Origin of the sequence: Kineococcus gynurae (assembly GCF_042433995.1) — a bacterium.
In the GTDB taxonomy this organism is placed as follows: domain Bacteria; phylum Actinomycetota; class Actinomycetes; order Actinomycetales; family Kineococcaceae; genus Kineococcus; species Kineococcus gynurae.
Genome location: NZ_JBHLUI010000008.1, coordinates 703,466 through 720,714, shown reverse-complemented (window position 1 = coordinate 720,714; position 17,249 = coordinate 703,466). Strand labels below are relative to the sequence as shown.

At 74.7% G+C, this 17,249-nt stretch carries 16 protein-coding genes and 1 pseudogene; 3 read left to right on the top strand and 14 right to left on the bottom strand.

Translation table 11 applies throughout. From position 1 onward, the window contains the following. Positions 1–909, top strand: coding sequence for a DNA-formamidopyrimidine glycosylase family protein (locus tag ACFFKU_RS09740; protein ID WP_380137514.1), 909 nt, complete (start codon positions 1–3; stop codon positions 907–909). A 119-nt stretch (positions 910–1,028) separates the two neighbouring features. Further along, the gene (locus ACFFKU_RS09735) at positions 1,029–1,166 is read left to right on the top strand and encodes a hypothetical protein (RefSeq protein ID WP_380137512.1); all 138 of its coding nucleotides are present in this window, start codon (positions 1,029–1,031) and stop codon (positions 1,164–1,166) included. 206 nt (positions 1,167–1,372) lie between these two features. Here ACFFKU_RS09735 and ACFFKU_RS09730 read toward each other — a convergent pair. The 6 genes and pseudogenes from ACFFKU_RS09730 to ACFFKU_RS09705 form a co-directional block, all read right to left on the bottom strand. Further along, positions 1,373–1,711 (bottom strand): annotated as a pseudogene (locus tag ACFFKU_RS09730) (helix-turn-helix domain-containing protein); the annotation flags it as partial. A 101-nt stretch (positions 1,712–1,812) separates the two neighbouring features. Continuing rightward, positions 1,813–2,310, bottom strand: a complete 498-nt coding sequence (locus ACFFKU_RS09725; protein ID WP_380137511.1) for a CinA family protein — start codon at positions 2,308–2,310, stop codon at positions 1,813–1,815. Continuing rightward, positions 2,307–2,870, bottom strand: coding sequence for a CDP-diacylglycerol--glycerol-3-phosphate 3-phosphatidyltransferase (pgsA, locus tag ACFFKU_RS09720; RefSeq protein WP_380137509.1), 564 nt, complete (start codon positions 2,868–2,870; stop codon positions 2,307–2,309). The genes ACFFKU_RS09725 and pgsA overlap by 4 nt, the downstream gene beginning before the upstream one ends. Next, positions 2,867–4,297 (bottom strand): 30S ribosomal protein S12 methylthiotransferase RimO, encoded by a 1,431-nt coding sequence (gene rimO, locus ACFFKU_RS09715; protein WP_380137508.1) that lies wholly within the window; start codon positions 4,295–4,297, stop codon positions 2,867–2,869. Before rimO ends, pgsA begins: the two co-directional genes overlap by 4 nt. 4 nt (positions 4,298–4,301) lie before the next feature. Beyond that, on the bottom strand, positions 4,302–5,174 hold the full coding sequence (locus ACFFKU_RS09710; protein WP_380137506.1) for an NYN domain-containing protein: 873 nt from the start codon (positions 5,172–5,174) through the stop codon (positions 4,302–4,304). 200 nt (positions 5,175–5,374) lie between these two features. After that, positions 5,375–8,059, bottom strand: coding sequence for a DNA translocase FtsK (locus ACFFKU_RS09705; protein ID WP_380137505.1), 2,685 nt, complete (start codon positions 8,057–8,059; stop codon positions 5,375–5,377). A gap of 95 nt (positions 8,060–8,154) precedes the next feature. On the opposite strand from ACFFKU_RS09705, the gene ACFFKU_RS09700 reads away from it, so the two are divergent. Further along, positions 8,155–9,411 (top strand): heparan-alpha-glucosaminide N-acetyltransferase domain-containing protein, encoded by a 1,257-nt coding sequence (locus ACFFKU_RS09700; protein ID WP_380137503.1) that lies wholly within the window; start codon positions 8,155–8,157, stop codon positions 9,409–9,411. Between the two features lie 107 nt (positions 9,412–9,518). Here ACFFKU_RS09700 and ACFFKU_RS09695 read toward each other — a convergent pair whose 3' ends face one another. The 8 genes from ACFFKU_RS09695 to ACFFKU_RS09660 all read right to left on the bottom strand — a co-directional run bounded on the left by ACFFKU_RS09695 (position 9,519) and on the right by ACFFKU_RS09660 (position 17,222). Then, on the bottom strand, positions 9,519–10,121 hold the full coding sequence (locus ACFFKU_RS09695; RefSeq protein ID WP_380137501.1) for a DUF3618 domain-containing protein: 603 nt from the start codon (positions 10,119–10,121) through the stop codon (positions 9,519–9,521). Then, entirely contained in the window at positions 10,097–10,510 is a 414-nt protein-coding gene (locus ACFFKU_RS09690) for a phage holin family protein (protein ID WP_380137499.1), read from the bottom strand. The genes ACFFKU_RS09695 and ACFFKU_RS09690 overlap by 25 nt, the downstream gene beginning before the upstream one ends. Next, a complete protein-coding gene (locus ACFFKU_RS09685; protein WP_380137497.1) occupies positions 10,507–11,334 on the bottom strand; it encodes a hypothetical protein in 828 nt (275 codons plus the stop codon). Before ACFFKU_RS09685 ends, ACFFKU_RS09690 begins: the two co-directional genes overlap by 4 nt. 40 nt (positions 11,335–11,374) lie before the next feature. Further along, positions 11,375–12,301 carry a manganese catalase gene (locus ACFFKU_RS09680; protein ID WP_380137495.1) on the bottom strand — a complete coding sequence of 309 codons (927 nt, stop codon included), beginning with the start codon at positions 12,299–12,301 and terminating at the stop codon, positions 11,375–11,377. A gap of 320 nt (positions 12,302–12,621) precedes the next feature. Then, positions 12,622–13,386, bottom strand: a complete 765-nt coding sequence (locus ACFFKU_RS09675; protein ID WP_380137494.1) for a hypothetical protein — start codon at positions 13,384–13,386, stop codon at positions 12,622–12,624. Positions 13,387–13,567: 181 nt separating this feature from the next. Beyond that, positions 13,568–15,253, bottom strand: coding sequence for a ribonuclease J (locus ACFFKU_RS09670; protein ID WP_380137492.1), 1,686 nt, complete (start codon positions 15,251–15,253; stop codon positions 13,568–13,570). Next, entirely contained in the window at positions 15,250–16,233 is a 984-nt protein-coding gene (dapA, locus tag ACFFKU_RS09665; protein ID WP_380137490.1) for a 4-hydroxy-tetrahydrodipicolinate synthase, read from the bottom strand. The genes ACFFKU_RS09670 and dapA overlap by 4 nt, the downstream gene beginning before the upstream one ends. Positions 16,234–16,523: 290 nt before the next feature. Next, positions 16,524–17,222: an HAD-IA family hydrolase gene (locus tag ACFFKU_RS09660; RefSeq protein WP_380137489.1), complete on the bottom strand. Its 699-nt coding sequence runs from the start codon at positions 17,220–17,222 to the stop codon at positions 16,524–16,526. Positions 17,223–17,249: the final 27 nt, after the last annotated feature.

Sequence of the window (17,249 nt, the reverse complement as noted above, 5' to 3'; positions counted from 1 at the left end):
GTGCCTGAGGGCGACGTGGTCTGGCGCACCGCCCGGCGGTTGCACGCGGCGCAGGCCGGCCGCGTGCTGCTGTCCAGCGACCTGCGCTGGCCGAGCCTCGCCCTCGTCGACCTGGCGGGACGCGAGGTGCTCGAGGTGGTCAGTGCCGGCAAGCACCTGCTCACCCGGGTCGCACCGGGCCCCGACCCGGCCGCGGAGCCACCGCTCACCCTGCACAGCCACCTCCGGATGGAGGGGTCCTGGCACGTCCACCGCACGGGTGAACCCTGGACCCGGCGATCGGCCTCGGGCATCCGGGCGGTCCTCACCACGGCGGAGTGGACCGCCGTCGGGCACAGGCTCGGGATGCTCGACCTGGCCCCGACGACGCGGGAGGCGGAGTGGGTCGGTCACCTGGGCCCGGACCTGCTCGGGCCGGGCTGGGACCCGGAGCACGCCGTGCGGAACCTGCTGGCCGACCCGGGTCGCGAACTCGGTTCCGCCCTGCTCGACCAGCGGGTGCTGGCCGGGGTCGGCACCTTCTACATGGCCGAGGCGTGCTTCCTGGCCCGGTTGACCCCGTGGTCACCGGTCGCGGACCTGCCCGACGTCGCGACGTTCGTCACCCTGGTGCACCGGCTGCTGGACCTGAACAAGGAGCGGGTCGATCAGGTGACCACCGGTGACCTGCGGCGGGGTCGGCAGAACTACGCCCACGCCCGGTCCGGGCTTCCCTGCCTGCGCTGCGGGGCGACGGTCCGGGTCGCGCCCATCAACGAACCGCCGCAGGACCGCACCGCCTTCTACTGCCCCGGATGCCAGCGCGGACCCACGCCCACCGACGACGGTCGGCCGCAGCGACCGCTCGGCTCGTCCCGGGTCCCGGGCACCCGGGCGGCGAGGGGGCCCACGTACCGGACCCGGCGCTGACCGCGGGCGGACCCGTCGGGAGGGGGCACGCCGGGTCTGGTCCCGCGGGGGCGTCCGGGGCCACCGTCGCTCAGGGTCGCGATGCTGCTGTCCGCCCTGGCCGCGGGCCTGGGGCTGCTGTGCCCCGTCTCGTCCGGGTCTCGGAGGACGCCACGATCCCGAAGCGAGGCGCGGCCGACCAGCACGACGACGTCGACGCCGTCCTGCGGCGTCGACGTCGGGTGCTGCTCCTGCTGGGGGGCGGCGGCGCCTGCTGAGGTCAGGCGGCGGGAGCCAACCGTCGCCGCACGATGAGCTCGAACTCCTCGGGGAGCCCCTCGAGCTCGACCGCGAACTCGCGGAAGGTCTCGGCCGACAGCTGCTCGGCCCCGGGGACGTGCTCGACCGGGGCGTCGTCGGCCAGCGCCTCGAGGGCGGAGGGGTCGGCGGGCGGGACGGCGAGAACGGCGCTGGCCAGCGGTTCCGCGGTGACCGCCGGGACCACCCCCTCGGCCTGGTAGGCGCGCGCACCGATCGTGCGGCGCCCCGCGGCGTCGATGCGCCCCACCGGGACGTGCCCGGCGACCGCCTCTTCGACCGCGACGCGGCGGGTGACCTCGCCGAGGACGTGCGAGAGGGGGACGTCGAGCGCGCCGCAGATGGAGGCCAGCAGTTCCGAGGACGCCTCCTTCTGACCGCGCTCCACCTCGGACAGGTACCCGAGGGAGACGCGGGCCGTGGAGGACACCTCGCGCAACGTCCGGGACTGGCCCCGACGCTCGTCGCGCAGCACGTCACCGATCGTTCGGCGCAGAGTGACCATCGGGCGACCTCCCTCGGATCGGCGGGGCAGATCTCCACCGTACCCCGAGGGTTGCGAACGGTGCCGAGCGGTCAACGTCTTGTGCACACCCTCGTCAACCCTCAGCGGGCGTCCGGTGTTCCGCCCAGCAGGGCCGCCACGGCCGCCAGCGCGGCCTGCACCGTGTCCCGGCGGATCCCCGCACGGTCACCGGTGAGGTCCAGGCGGTGCGAGGCGGTCCCCCCCGGGTGCGCCAGCCCGAGGTGCACCGTCCCGGCGGGGTGGCCGTCGCTCGGTCCGGGACCCGCCACGCCGGTGGTGGCGATCCCCACGTCGGCGCCGAGGCGGGCCGCGACCCCGGCGGCCATCTGCCGGGCGACGAGGGCGTCGACGGGGCCGTGCTCGCGCAACCGCTCGGGATCGACCCCGAGCAGGTCGGCCTTGAGCTCGGTGGCGTAGGCCACGACGCCGCCGCGCACGACGGCCGAGGCCCCGGGCACGTCGACGAGGGTGGCGCAGAGCAGTCCCCCCGTGAGGGACTCCGCCGTGGCCACGGTCCAGCCGCGGGCGGCGAGGGCGGCGACGAGCTCGGCCGGGGTGACGGGACCGGCGGGGATCACGCCCGGCCCCGGGCCAGCTTCCAGAGGATGGGGACGTACTCGCGGGCGCTGGTCAGGGTGAGGACGACGGCGACGATCATCACGAGCTGGGCGAGGAGCGTGAACGGGTACGGCAGCGGCAGGACGTACAACCCGACCGCGGCGGCCTGGACGACGGTCTTGACCTTGCCCCCCTTGCCGGCGGGCACGACCCCCCGTCGGATGACGAGGAAGCGCGCGATGGTGATGCCGATCTCGCGGACCAGGATGATCACGGTGGCCCACCACCAGAGCCGGTCCTGCACCGACAGCACGACCAGACCGGCCCCGATCAGGGCCTTGTCGGCGATCGGGTCGGCGATCTTGCCGAAGTCGCTGACGACGTCCCAGCGGCGGGCCAGATAACCGTCGTAGCGGTCGGTGATGATCGCGGCCAGGAACACCCCGAGGGCCGCGAAGCGCCACCCGGTGGAGTTGCCACCGTCCACGGCCAGGAACCAGACGAAGACCGGGACCGCGACGACGCGCAGGACCGTCAACGCGTTCGGCAGGTGCGGCCGGTGCGCCGTCCGCCAGCTCACAGCGGGACCGCGAGCAGGTCGGCGCCGGCGGCTCCGGTGACCCGGGCCCGGACGAGGTCGCCGACGGCGACGGTGTGCCCGGGCGGGAGGTCGAGCTCGGTCTCCCCGTCCACGTCGGGCCCCTGGTGCGCGGCCCGCCCGACCACGTGGGGGTCCCCGTCCTCGTCGACGACGCGTTCCACCAGCACGACGATCTCCTCACCGAGCCGGTCCTCGGCGCGCTGCGCGACGAGTTCCTCCACCAGCCGGCTGACCCTCTCATAACGGGCGGTGATCACGTCGTCCGGGACCTTGCCGTCCAGGGTCTCGGCCTCGGTGCCGTCCTCGTCGGAGTAGGCGAACACGCCGGTGACGTCGAGACGGGCCCGCTCGAGGAAGTCGCAGAGGTCGTCGACGTCGGCCTCGGTCTCCCCCGGGAACCCGACGATGACGTTGGACCGGATCCCGGCCAGCGGCGCCCGGGCCCGGACCTGCTCGATGAGCGCCAGGAACGGCTCGGTGCCGCCGAAGCGGCGCATCCGGCGCAGGACCGCGGGGGCGGAGTGCTGGAAGGAGAGGTCGAAGTAGGGCACGACCTTGGCGGTCGCGGTCAGCGCGTCGAGCAGGCCGGGACGGACCTCGGCGGGCTGCAGGTAGGAGACCCGGATCCGCTCGATGCCCTCGACCGCGGCGATCCGCGGCAGCAACGCCTCCAGGGCGCGGAGGTCGCCGAGGTCCTTGCCGTAGGAGGTGGTGTTCTCGCTGACCAGGAACACCTCCTTGACCCCCTGTCCGGCCAGCCACTCCACCTCGGCCAGCACCTCGTCGCCCGGCCGGGACACGAAGGAGCCCCGGAAGGCGGGGATGGCGCAGAACGTGCAGCGACGGTCGCACCCGGCGGCGATCTTCACCGGGGCCCAGGGCCCCTGGGTCAGCCGTCGGCGCACGACGCGCGGCCCGGAGGCGGGGGCCTGCCCCTCCAGCAGCTCGGGCAGGACGACCGGCGTGCGGGCGGCCTGGCGTTCGGCCGGGGCCAGCGGCAGCAGCGAGCGACGGTCGCGCGGGACGTGGGAGGCGGGCCGCTCCCCGTGCAGGATCGACTCGAGGTGCCCGGACAGGTCGGCGTAGGAGTCGAACCCGAGCACGGCGTCGGCCTCGGGGAGAGACTCGGCGAGGTCCTTGCCGTAGCGCTCGGCCATGCACCCGACGGCGACGACGGCCCGGGTGCGCCCGGCCTCCTTCAGGTCGGCGGCGGCCAGCAGCGTGTCGACGGAGTCCTTCTTGGCCTGCTCGACGAAACCGCAGGTGTTGACCACGGCCACGTCGGCCCCGTCCGCGTCGTCCACGAGGCGCCACCCGGCCTCGGCGAGACGACCGGCGAGTTCCTCGGAGTCGACGTCGTTGCGGGCGCACCCGAGGGTGATGAGGGCGACGGAGCGGTCTGGCACCCGGTCAGGGTACGGGCTCGACCCCGGCCCCCCGGTCCTCCGCGAGCCGGGGCCCGCCGGTCGGGCCCGGGCCGGCCGCGGGCGTGAACGGGTGCGCGGGCGGGTGCGGGACCGGGTGGGACGGCGCGAGGGGACCGGCCGGGGTCACCGGGGGCACCGGGACGGCGGCCGCCGCGGAGACCTGCGGGGCGTGCGCCGGCGGCAGGGGGGCCGGGGAGGAAGGGTGCTGCGGGGTGGCCGGGTGCAGGGCGTGCGGGTCGTCCAGCAGGGCCCGCATCGGCCGGGTCGGGCGGAACCAGCCGCCCTCGGGGGGCAGGTTGGTGAGCCGGGTCCGCCCCAGGGCGTTCTGGAACGCGCCCGGGACGTCCTCGAGGTCCACGAACTCCAGCAGCGGGCTGTCCTGGGCGTAGCCCGCGACCTCGGCGAAGGAGAGGACGACGCAGCGCACCCCGTGCCGGTGCAGGTCCTCCAACGGGCCGAGGAAGTTGCGCCCGTCCCCGCTGGCCACGACGACCCGGCGCAACCGCTGCGCGGCCGCCCGTTCGGCGATGTGCTGCAGCATCGCGTCGTCGATGTCGTCGTCGGGGTTGAGCTTGGGTCGGGCGAACACGGAGTACCCGAAGCTCCGCAGGGCCTCGACCCATCCGCGCAGCTGGGAGACGTTGCCCGAGTGCACGTTGGTGAACACGCAGCCCTCGACCTCGTGGTCACCGGCCTCGGCGAGGAACCAGCGCGCCACGGCGTCGAAGCGCGGGCGGTCCGAGGACGACGGACGGGCCCCGAGGATCGAGGACAGCGTCATGTCCATGTTCGGGGCGTCCCAGATGAGGAGGTCGAGGTCCCGCCGGGTCGAGGCGGGGGGGCGCGGACCGTCCATGCCCTCAAGTTACACGGAGAGTGACTAGACGGGCACGCGTTGCCGCTGGGGTCCGGTGGAATCCCCCGGACGGCCCCGCTCCCGCCCGCCGGGCGCCGCCGACGACCCGCGCTCGGTCGGGCGCGCTCGCTCAGGCGCGGTCGGTCAGGCGCGGTCGGTCAGGCGCGGTCGGTCAGGCGCGGTCGGTCAGGCGCGGTCGGTCAGGCGCGGTCGGTCAGGCTCCAGGCGTCCTCGTCGCCGTCCTCCTCGTCGTCGCCCTCCCCCACGACCCCGCCGTGGCTGAGCTGGGCGGTGGGCGGTTCCTCGCCGCGCATCAGCGCCAGCGTGCCGGGCAGGTCCTCGGGCCGGACGAGCACGTCGCGGGCCTTCGACCCCTCGCTCGGACCGACCACCCCGCGCGACTCGAGGAGGTCCATCAGGCGACCGGCCTTGGCGAAGCCGACCCGCAGCTTGCGCTGCAGCATGGAGGTCGACCCGAACTGGGTCGTCACCACCAGCTCGGCGGCGGCCAGCAGCACCTCGAGGTCGTCGCCGATCTCCTCGTCGATCTGCTTCTTCTGGGTGGGGGCCACCACGTCGTCGCGGTAGCGCGGCGACAGCTGCGACTTCACGTGCGAGACGACGGCCTCGATCTCGCTCTCGGTGACCCACGCCCCCTGCACGCGCATGGGCTTCGAGGCGCCCATCGGCAGGAAGAGCGCGTCTCCCTGCCCGACCAGCTTCTCCGCGCCCGGCTGGTCCAGCACGACCCGGGAGTCGGCCAGCGACGACGTCGCGAAGGCCAGCCGGCTCGGCACGTTGGCCTTGATCAACCCGGTGACGACGTCGACGCTCGGCCGCTGGGTGGCGAGGACCAGGTGGATGCCAGCGGCGCGGGCCAGCTGGGTGATGCGCTGGATGGAGGCCTCCACGTCGCGGGGGGCGACCATCATGAGGTCGGCCAGCTCGTCGACGATCACCAGCAGGTAGGGGTAGGGCTGCAGCACCCGCTGCGAGCCCTCCGGCGGGGTCACCTTGCCCGACCGGACGGCCCGGTTGAAGTCGTCGATGTGCTTGAACCCGAACGCGGCCAGGTCGTCGTAGCGCAGGTCCATCTCGCGCACGACCCACTCCAGGGCCTCGGCCGCCTTCTTCGGGTTGGTGATGATCGGCGTGATCAGGTGCGGGATGCCCTCGTAGATCGTCAGCTCGACCCGCTTGGGGTCGACCAGCACCATGCGCACCTCGTCGGGCGTCGACCGCATGAGGATGGAGGTGATCATCGAGTTGACGAAGCTGGACTTCCCGGCACCGGTGGCCCCGGCGACGAGCAGGTGGGGCATCTTGGCGAGGTTGGCGATCACGTAGCCGCCCTCGACGTCCTTGCCGACCCCCATGACCATCGGGTGCTCGGTGCGGGTGGCGACCGTGGACCGCAGGACGTCGCCCAGGGAGACGGTCTCGCGGTCGGTGTTGGGGATCTCGATCCCGATCGCGGACTTGCCCGGGATGGGCGAGAGGATCCGGACGTCGGCGCTGGCCACGGCGTAGGCGATGTTCTTGCTCAACGCGGTGACCCGCTCCACCTTGGTGCCGCGACCGAGCTCCACCTCGTAGCGGGTCACGGTCGGCCCCCGGGAGAACCCGGTCACCTGGGCGTCGATCTCGAACTGGGTGAGCACCCCGGTGAGCGCGTCGACCACGCGGTCGTTGGCCGCGCTGCGGGCCTTGGGCGGGGTGCCCGGCGTCAGCGCCGCCGAGTTCGGCAGCGTGTAGGTGACGTCGCCGGCCAGCGCCAGCTGCTCGATGCGCGGGGGCATCGGGGTGTGCGCCGGGGGCTGCAGCTCCTTCGGGGCGGACGGCACCGGCCGGGCGCCCTCGATCGCCTCGCGCACGCTCGGCGGGTCCGAGGGGACCGCCCGCCGCTGCCCGGGCCGCGGCGCGTCGTCGTCCTCGGGCGGCGGGGCGTCCGTGCTGACCGGCGTCTCGAACGCCTCGTCGCCGGGTCGCGGCTGCCCGTCCTCCGTCGGGGCCGGCTTGATCCGGCGCGGACGCGGGGTCCGGGGCGCGCGCTCGTCGGTCGCGCCGGCGTCGCGGTCGTGGTGCGGACGGTGGGTGAGGCGCTCGTAGCCCTCCCGCAACCGGACCGGGATGGCGTGCACCGGGGTCGCGGTCACCACCAGCAGGCCGAAGAAACCCAGGATGACCAGCAGCGGGACGCTCACCCAGGCGGTCAGCCCGGCGGTGAGCGGCCCGGCGACGAGGAACCCGACCATGCCCCCGGCATCGGTGACCACCCCCGCCCCGGCCGCCCCGGTGGGTGAGGGTGCCCCGGAGGCGAGGTGCACCAACCCGCTCGCGGACAGCACGAGGGCCGAGGTCCCGATGACCGCCCGGGCCGTGGTCTGGGTGCGGTCGGGGTGGCGCAGCAGGTGCACGGCCACGCCGAGGAGCACCAGGGGCATCGCCAGGGCGACCTCGCCGAAGGTGCCGGCGGCGACGGTGTGGATGATCGCGCCCGCGGTGCCCGGCAGGCCCCACCACTCCCGGGCGGCGATGACCAGGGCCAGTGCGAGGCAGGCGAGGCCCGCCCCGTCGCGACGCAGCTCCGGGTCGAGGTCGCGGGCGCCGTCGCCGATGCGGCGCGCAGCCCCGCCCACGAGGTGGGCGCACCCCATCCAGGTGGCCGAGACCGCCCGGACCGGCCACGGCGGTGCCGCGGGACGGGCGGGGGCCGGACGGCGGGTGGCGGTCCGGTTGCCGGCGGGACGCGAGGATCCCCCGCGGGTCGCACCGGACCGGGTCCCGGCGGCGGACCCGTTCTTGGCCGGCGCCTTCTTCGCCCCGCCCGACCGCGCCCCGGACCCCTTGGCGGCAGGCTGACGGGCGTTGGAGCGGGTGGCCATGCCGTCACGGTAGCGAGTCGGGGCGCGCTCGCCCGGGAGGCTGGCCGGGGCCCCCTCCCCCGGGCCGCGGCGCCGAGCTGATGAGAGGGTCAGGCGTGACCGGACGCCTGGCCGGCGTGGACCTGGCCCGATTCCTCGCCCTGGCCGGGATGATGGCCGCCCATGTCCTGCGGGCGGAGAACTCCGCGGTCCAGGAGGTCGTGACCGACCTCGTCGACGGGCGGGCCGCGGCCCTGTTCGCGGTGCTCGCCGGGCTCTCGCTCGGCCTCCTCACGGCCCGGGTACCGCGCCCGCTGAGGACCCGGGCCCGCGTGGGGGTCGTGGTCCGGGGGCTGCTGGTGGCCGCGCTCGGGCTCCTGCTGGTCCTGCTGAAGACGCGGGTGGCCGTGATCCTCCCGTACTACGGGGTGGCCTTCCTGCTCGTCGTGCCCGCCCTCTTCGCCCGCGCCCGGCTGCTGCTGCCGCTGGCGGTCGGCTGGTTGCTGCTGGCCCCCGTGGTCGGCTTCCAGCTGCGCGCGGACCTGCCCTTCACCCCCGGGGCGCAGCCGGGGCCGGCCGCGCTCGGCGACCCCCTCGCCCTGCTCCGGCTGCTCCTGCTCACCGGGTACTACCCGGTCCTCGGGTGGGTGGGTTACCTGCTCCTGGGACTGGGGCTGTCCCGGCTGCTGCGTCCGGCCGTCGAGGTCGCGGCCGACGCGGCCGCCACCGACGGGCCGACCCCCGCCCCCGTCACCACCGCCGTTCCCGCCGCCGTTCCCGCCGCCGTTCCCGCACGGACCGCGCTGCGCCTGCTCGTCGTGGGCGCCATGGTGGCGGCCGCCGCCGCGCTGAGCAGTCGCGTCCTGCTGGGACCGGTGGGCCTGGCCCGTGAGCTGACGCTCACCCGCGAGGCCGCCTCCCTGCTGGGCCTCGGCGGCACGGGCGGGGAACCCGCGGCCCTGGCCGACGCCACGTTCTACGGGACGGTCCCGACGACCTCCCGGGCCTGGTTGGCCGTCGCCGCCCCGCACTCCGGTGCCCCGTTGGACCTGCTGCACACGGCGGGGATCGCGGTCGCCGTCCTGGGAGCCTGCCTGCTGCTGCCCCGGCTGGTGCTGGCCATCGCACTCCCGTTGCGAGCCCTGGGATCCATGCCGCTCAGCGCCTACGCCGGCCATCTCCTCGCGCTGCGCCTCTACCCGGCGCACACCTGGGAGGTCCTCGCCGGGCAGCTGCTGCTGGGCTGCCTGCTGGCGACGGCCTGGCGGGCCGCGTTCGGGCGCGGGCCGCTGGAGACGGTCGTCGGGGAGGCGGCCCGGTCCGTCGCCCGCGTGGTCCCGGCCCGGCCCGTCGGGCCCGCCCGCACGTCCTGATCGCTCCCGGCGAGGCCCCGGGCGGCCGATCCGCCCGCCGGACGACGTCCGGCCCCCGACGTCTCGCCGTCGGGGGCCGGGTGCGCCGCGCTCGACGGCAGGGCTTCTCAGGCCCGGCGGTCGGACTCCTGGCGGACGGTCCCCGCGGCCGAGCGGCCCTCGTCGCGGACGGTGCCCGCCGCCTCGGCGGCGTCGGCCCGGACCGTCCCGGCCGCGTCCTGGGCGGCGTCCTTCACCTGCGCGGCCGCCTCCTTGGCGTGCTCGCCGAGGGAGGCGCCGACCTCCTGGGCGGGACCGCGCACCTCGTCGAGCAGCTGCCTGCCCTTCTCCTTGGCCGGGTCGGCCACCGCGGCCAGGGCTTCCTTCTCCTTGTCGGCGGCGGGGAACAACGAGGCCAGGAGCAGCCCGGCCCCGAAGGCGACCACCCCGGCGGCCAGGGGGTTGCCCTGCGTCCGCCGCCTCGCCCGGTCCACGGCAGAACCGGCGACGTCGGAGGACGAGGCGACACCGCCGCGTGCCCCGTCCACGGCGTCGTGGGCGGACCCCATGATGCGGTCCTTCACCCCGGCCACCCCGGCCCTGGCCCGGTCGACCTGCCGGTGGGCCACCGACGACGGGCTCACCCGGTCGCTCAACGCGTCGAGGTCGGCCGCGAGCTGGTCGCGGGTGTCCTCGATGTCCTCCCTCAGCTGCTGCGGTTCTTCAGCCACGCGACATCCTCCTTCACACTCTGCTGGGTCTCTTCCAGGGGCGGGGGCAGGCGGCGCAGGGCGGCGCGACCCCGGAGGGCGAGGACCGCCGCGACCAGGGCCCAGACCACGGTGACGACGAGGGCGGCCCAGCCGTACCCGATGCCGCCACCGAGGACGATCACGACGAGCGCGGTCAGCGAGACCAGGAACAGGTGCCCTGCGACCCCGCTCCCGGCGAGCAGTCCGACTCCCTTGCCCGCCGTGCGGGCGTCCTGCTTCGCCTCGGCCTTGGCCAGGGCGATCTCCTGCCGGACGAGGGTGGAGAACTCCCCCGTGATGCTGGAGACGATCTCCCCGAGCGAACGGTCCTCCCCCGCCGGGCGTCCTCCGGGGGCCGTCGTGCTCACCGGCGCTGCTCCTCGTCGGTGACGCTCCCGGGCGCCGGGTTCCCGAAGCCGGTCGACGCCGGCGCCGCACCCGGGGTGGTGAGGGGCCGACCGACCGCCGTCTCCTCGCCCACGACGGGCACCCCCGCGTCCAGGCTCCCGGTCACGGGCGCGGTCCGGTCGAGGTCGGTCGCGCCGAGGGTCGGCGCGTCCGTCGGCGCGGCGGTCCCGGCGTCGGCCTGCTCGTCGTGCTGGGCCTTGGCCCCGCGTCCGACGCGTCCGACGACGACGCCCACGGCGAGCGCGCCGAGGAGGAAGGCCCCGGGACGACGGCGGGCGAAGGCCCGGGTCCGGGTGAGCAGGTCAGCCGAGGACGAGGAGTCCAGACGGTCGCCCCAGGTCGAGGCGTGCCCGCCGACCTGCTGGACGAGCCGGGTGGCGTACCCCTGCCCGCCCCCGGAGTCGGCCATGCCGCGCAGCTCGGAACCGAACTCCCCGAGGAACCCGGCCACGCGGTCCCGGACGACCTCGGACTGTTCCGAGAGCTGGGTGCGCAGGTCCTCGAGGAGGTCCCCGGCCTGCCCCCTGGCCTCGGCGAGGACGTCCTGGGCCTCGCTCTTCGCGCTCCCGGCGACGGCCCCGGCCTGCTCCTTGGCGGTGCCGGCGACCTGGGCCGCCTGCTCCTTGCCGGTGCCGGTGACTCCCGCGGACCCGTCCTCGGGACCCGCGGGGTTCCCGGCGGCGTGGGCTCCCCCGCTCGTGGCCCCGACGGTCGTCGACCGACGGCCGGTGGCGGGGTCGACCCCGGGGACCGGGGTCGAGAACGAATCGTTCTCGGTGCTCATGCGATGGTTCCTCTCGGCGCGGTTCGGGATGCGGTGGACATCAGTGGTCGTTCCCGGTGAGCGCGTCCTTGACCTTGGTGACGACGTTCTCCGCGCCCTGGGCGCGGGCCCCGGCCGCGTTCCCGGGCTTGCCCGGTCCCTGGTTCCCGTCGTAGGTGACGAACTGCAGCGGGTCGGGCGCGGGCAGGATCCCCTGGTCGTCGGTGAGCGGGCGGAGTTCCTCGGCGCGGAAGGGTTTCCCGTCGACGATGCTCGGCCCCGTGGCCCAGGTCCCCTCCCCCGCCCGGCTCCCGTCGGTGCCGGTGTAGAACACGTGGGCGGCGTCGTCGTTCTCCAGCTCGGCGTTGGAGTGCTCGATCTCCACCTCGGCGAAACCCTCCTCGACCAGCATCTGGATCCCGTAGAGCCACTGCTGCTGGTGGTAGGTGTCGCGCGCCAGGTTGAACGCCAACATCTCCTTGACCCCCGGGTCGTCGGTCATGTTCGCGATCCGGCTGGTCATCAACCGGCTCTGACCCTCCGCGGCCGCGTTGGACCGGAAATCTGTCAGGAGGTTCCCGCTGGCGACGATGTACCCGGCGTTCCAGGGGTTCCCGAGGCTGTCGGTGGGGCGAGCGCCGCCCCCGGAGACGATCGCGTGCTGGGGGTTCTGCCCACCGAGGACGGCGGCCAGGGCCGGGTTGGTGGCGACCGCCTGCGCGGTGACCTCGCCGGGCGCCCCTTCCAGCAGTCGGGCCTGCATGACCGTCAGCATCTCGACGTGCGAGATCTCCTCGGTCCCGATGTCCATGATCATGTCCTTGTACTTGCCGGGGACCCGGCAGTTCCAGCCCTGGAACAGGTACTGCATCATCACGGTCATCTCGCCGAACTGTCCGCCCAGGAGTTCCTGGAACTTCATGGCGAACAGGGCGTCGGGCTTGCTGGGTTTCGCGGTGAACTGCAGTTCGCGGGTGTGTCGGTACATAAGGAACTCCGGGGTCGTCGTGAGCGTCGGACGCGACTGGTCGAGGCCCGGGACGGGAGGATGGACGGCCCTGTCCGGAGGGACGGGGCGGACCGGGTGGGGTCGGCTCCCTGCGGGGCGTGCGGAACGCTCGTGTCTCGACGAACCACCTCGATGGGTCCGACTCTGGACCCCGGTGCCGGAGTTCGCACGTGGATCAGCGGCACAGGGGGACCTTGCGCTCGATCAGGGAGCACAAGGTCCCCCTGCGCCGGTCGGGACGGGGAGCCGGAACGACGACGACCCGGGCGCAGCGCGCCCGGGTCGTCGTGGGGAGGGGGTCAGCCTCGGCCGTGGCCCCCGTCGTGATCGCCGTCGTGATCGCCGTCGCGATCCCCGTCGTGACGACCGTCGCGGTCCCCGTCACCGTCGCCGCGGCGGCCCTCACGGTCGCAGTCGCGGCCGTCGCGCCCGCCGGGCCCCGACCCCTGGGTGGGGGCGGTGGTGGGCGCGGTCGCGGGGGGCGGGGCCGTCGTCGGCGCGGGTTGCGCCGGCGCGGTGCTCGGACGGGGCGCCTGGACCGGGACGCCGGAGGCGACCGGGATCGGGTAGGAGGGGGCCGGGGCGGGAGCCGCCGGCTCGGGCGCCCGGGTGGGGACGGGCCGGGGCGTGCTGTTCGAGACCGGCTGCGGCGCGTAGTCCGTGCTGCTGCGCGAGGGTCGCGGGGCGGGGTCCGCCGCGGCGTCGTCCGGGCTGGGGTCCCCCTCGCGGGCGGTGGTCCCGGCGGGTTCGGGATCGGTCGCGGGATCGGCGGCCGGTGAGGTGGGCGTGCCGGTGGGAGCGGTCGTGGTGGGGCTCGGGGTCACGGTCGCCGGGGTGGGGGTGACCCGCCCGGCGGTCTCCTCGGCCGTCGCCGCGACCCGGCTGCCGTCCGACGTCGCGTCGTCCTCGGGGGAACCGCCCAGCGTGGCCAGCGCCAGCGCGGCCGCGGCGACGACGGCCGCCCCGCCCACGGCGACGCCGACGACGACCCCGCGACGGGGTCCCGCGGCGGCGGCGGCGCGGTGGCGGCCACCCGAGGGTTCCTGCGGCTGCTGATCGGTCACCCTGGCTCCTCGACGCTGACGATCGGGCGGGAGGGCCGGACGGTGCGCATCCACCCCCCGGCGGAGCAGTGACGATATCAGCGCACAGAGCAAGCACAGCGGCGTTCGGGTGGCCCCCCGATGGGGACCACCCGAAACCATGACCTAATGCGACAGAACGCCTTCGGAGAGTGACGAAATGTCAGGCGGTGACGACGACCGGGACGATCATCGGACGACGACGGTGCCGCTGGCTCACCCAGGTCCCGACGGTACGACGCACCACCTGCTGCAACTGGTGGGTGTCGACCGACCCCACCGCGGCCTCGTTCAACGCCTGGGTCACCTTGGCCTTGATGCCGGAGAACCGGTCGTCACCCTCACCGATGAACCCGCGGGCGTTGAACTCGGGGCCGGAGACGACCTTGCCCGTGACGGAATCGACCGCGACGAAGATGGAGATGAACCCCTCCTCGCCGAGGATCAGGCGGTCCTTGAGGTCGGCCTCGGTGATCTCCCCGACGCTGGAGCCGTCGACGTAGACGTAGCCGACCGGCACCGCCCCGACGATCGACGCCTTGCCGTCCACCAGGTCGACGACGACGCCGTCCTCGGCGACGACGACGCGCTCGGCGGGGACACCGGTCTTGATGGCCAGGTCGCGGTTGGCGACCATGTGCCGGTACTCGCCATGCACCGGCATCACGTTGCGGGGCTTGAGGATGTTGTAGCAGTACAGGAGTTCCCCGGCGCTCGCGTGACCCGAGACGTGGATCTTGGCCGACTGCTGGTGCACGACCTGGGCACCGAGGCGGACGAGCCCGTTGACGACCCGGAACACCGCGTTCTCGTTGCCCGGGATGAGCGAGCTGGCCAGCACCACGGTGTCGCCCGCGTTGATGGAGATCCGGTGGTCGCGGTTGGCCATCCGGCTGAGCGCGGCCATGGGCTCGCCCTGCGACCCGGTGCACATGAGGACGACGCGGTCCTCCGGCAGGTCGTCGATCTGCTTGAGGTCGATGAGCACGCCCGGCGGGACGTCGAGGTAGCCGAGGTCGGCCGCGATGCCCATGTTGCGGACCATCGACCGTCCGACCAGGGCCACCTTGCGCCCGTGCGCGTCGGCCGCGTGCAGGACCTGCTGGACGCGGTGCACGTGCGAGGCGAACGAGGCCACGATGATCCGCCGTTCGGCCCGGCCGAACAGCTGCTCCAGGACGGGACCGATGTCGCGCTCCGGCGCGGTGAACCCCGGCACCTCGGCGTTGGTCGAGTCCACGCAGAACAGGTCCACGCCCTCGTCGCCGAGCCGCGCGAACGCGTTGAGGTCGGTGATCCGGCCGTCCAGCGGGAGCTGGTCCATCTTGAAGTCACCGGTGTGCAGGACGAGGCCGGCCTCGGTGCGGATCGCGACGGCCAGCGCGTCGGGGATGGAGTGGTTGACCGCGATGAACTCGCAGCTGAACGGGCCGAGCTGCTCGGTCTGCCCCTCCTTGACCGCCATCGTGAACGGGCGGATCCGGTGCTCCTTGAGCTTGGCCTCGATCAGGGCCAGCGTCAGCTGCGAGCCGAGGATCGGGATGTCGGCCCGGCGCCGCAGCAGGTAGGGCACCGCCCCGATGTGGTCCTCGTGGCCGTGGGTGAGGACGAGGGCGACCACGTCGTCGAGCCGGTCGGCGATGGGGCCGAAGTCGGGCAGGATCAGGTCGACCCCGGGCTGGTTGTCCTCGGGGAACAGCACCCCGCAGTCGACGATCAGCAGCTTGCCGCCGAACTCGAAGACGGTCATGTTGCGACCTACCTCCCCCAGGCCGCCGAGGCCGACGACGCGCAGCCCTCCGCGGGGGAGCTTGGGCGGGGAGGGCAGTTCCGGGTGCGGGTGACTCATGAAGCTCCTTCGGCGGCCGGCTGGGCCGCGGATGCGTTCGGCTGGGTGGACGAGGTCGGGACCCCCGCGGGGAGCAGACCGGACAGCGCGAGCTCGCTGCTGAGCAGCTCGACCTCGGCGTCGGTCGCGTCCACGAGCGGCGGACGGGTGGTGCGGTGGGGCAGCGCCCCGCGCAGCTGGAGGGCGGCCTTGACGGCGATCGCCCCCTGGGTGCGGGTCATGATCCCGCGCACGGCGGGGAGCAGGCGGGTGTGCACGGCCCGGGCCCGGGTCAGGTCGCCCGCGTCGACGGCGGCGACCATCTCGGCGTAGTCGGGTCCGGCGACGTGGCCGACGACGGAGACCACGCCGGCCGCCCCGTGGCTGAGCAGGGCGAGGTTCAGCGCGTCCTCGCCCGAGTACCAGGCCAGGTCGGTGCGGGCCAGGGCCCACGAGGTGGCCCACAGGTCGCCCTTGGCGTCCTTGACCGCCACGATCCGCGGGTGCTCGGCGGCCCGGACCAGGGTCTCCACCTCGATCGGGACCCCGGAGCGGCCGGGGATGTCGTAGAGCATGACGGGCAGGCCGGTGGCGTCGGCGGCGGCCCGGAAGTGCTGCAGGAGACCCGCCTGCGGCGGCTTGTTGTAGTACGGGGTCACGACCAGCAGGCCGTGCGCGCCCGCCTTCTCGGCGTCGCGGGCCAGCTCCAGGGTGTGGGCGGTGTCGTTGCTGCCGACCCCGGCGACCACGACCGCCCGGTCGCCGACCGCCTCGAGCACCGCCCGCAGCAGACGGTCCTTCTCCGCGTCGGACGTGGTCGGGGACTCCCCCGTCGTCCCGCTGACGACCAGGCCGTCGTGGGCCTCCTCGTCGACCAGACGGCTGGCGAGCGCCGCCGCCGCGTCGAGGTCGAGAGAACCGTCGGGGGCGAAGGGGGTCACCATGGCGGTCAGCACGGACCCGAAGGGGCGGGTGGTTCGTCCGGGGGGAGCCGTGGGCATAGGGCGAAGATTACCGCCGCGCACCGACGTCCCGACCGCTCGCCCGCGGCGGCGGCGCGCCCCGTCGGAGGGGACCGTCACCGGGACCGTCACCGGGACCGTCATCGGGATCGTCACGAGGACCGTCGTCGGGACCGGACCACGGCCGGGCCCACGAGACGCAGGAGACCCAGCCGGTGCCCGCTCGGGGGTCCGGGCACCGGCTGGGTCCTGCCGGGTCATCGTCGTCGTGCCGCACCGCGTTACAGCCGTGCGTGACCCGACGCTCGCGCGCCCGGGCGGGCGGGACGTCAGCGGGCCGTGCGGAGCACCTCGACCCGGACCCCGTCGGGCTCGACCCGGAACCGGACGTCGGCCAGCGTCGTGACCACCTCGTCGGCGTCCAGGGGTCCCTCGGGGTGGGTCGTGCGCACCGCGAGCGTCGCCGCCCCGGCCGCCCGACCCGCGGTCAGCCCGGCCGGGGCGTCCTCGACGACCAGGCAGTCGGCCGGGTCCAGACCGAGGCCCTCGGCCCCCAACCGGAAGCACTCCGGGTCGGGCTTGCCCCGGTGCACCGAGTCGGCGGTGACGAGCACCTGCGGCGCGGGCAGCCCCGCCGCCCGCATCCGGGCCGCGGCCAGGTCGTCGTCGCAGGAGGTGACGATCGCCCAGCGCGGTGCGGGCAGGACCGACAGGGCCTCCGCCACCCCCGGCAGCCGGACGATGTCGTCGACGTCGGCCACCTCGAGGTCGGTGATCCGCCGGAAGCCGGCGGCCACCGCGGCGTCGTCCACGCCCGCCCCCGTGGCCGCGGCCTGGGCCACCAGGAGGTCGCGGACGATCTCCCGGGCCGGGCGGCCGTGCCCGTGGGCCTGGGCGAAGACCTCCCGGGTGATGCCCTGCTCGACCGCGAAGGTCGTCCAGCTGCGGGCGATGGCCGCCGTGGAGTCGATGAGGGTCCCGTCCATGTCGAAGAGGACGGCGGCGAAGGCGCGATCGGGCAGGGGCACGAGCGCACGCTAACGCGCCCTGGCATG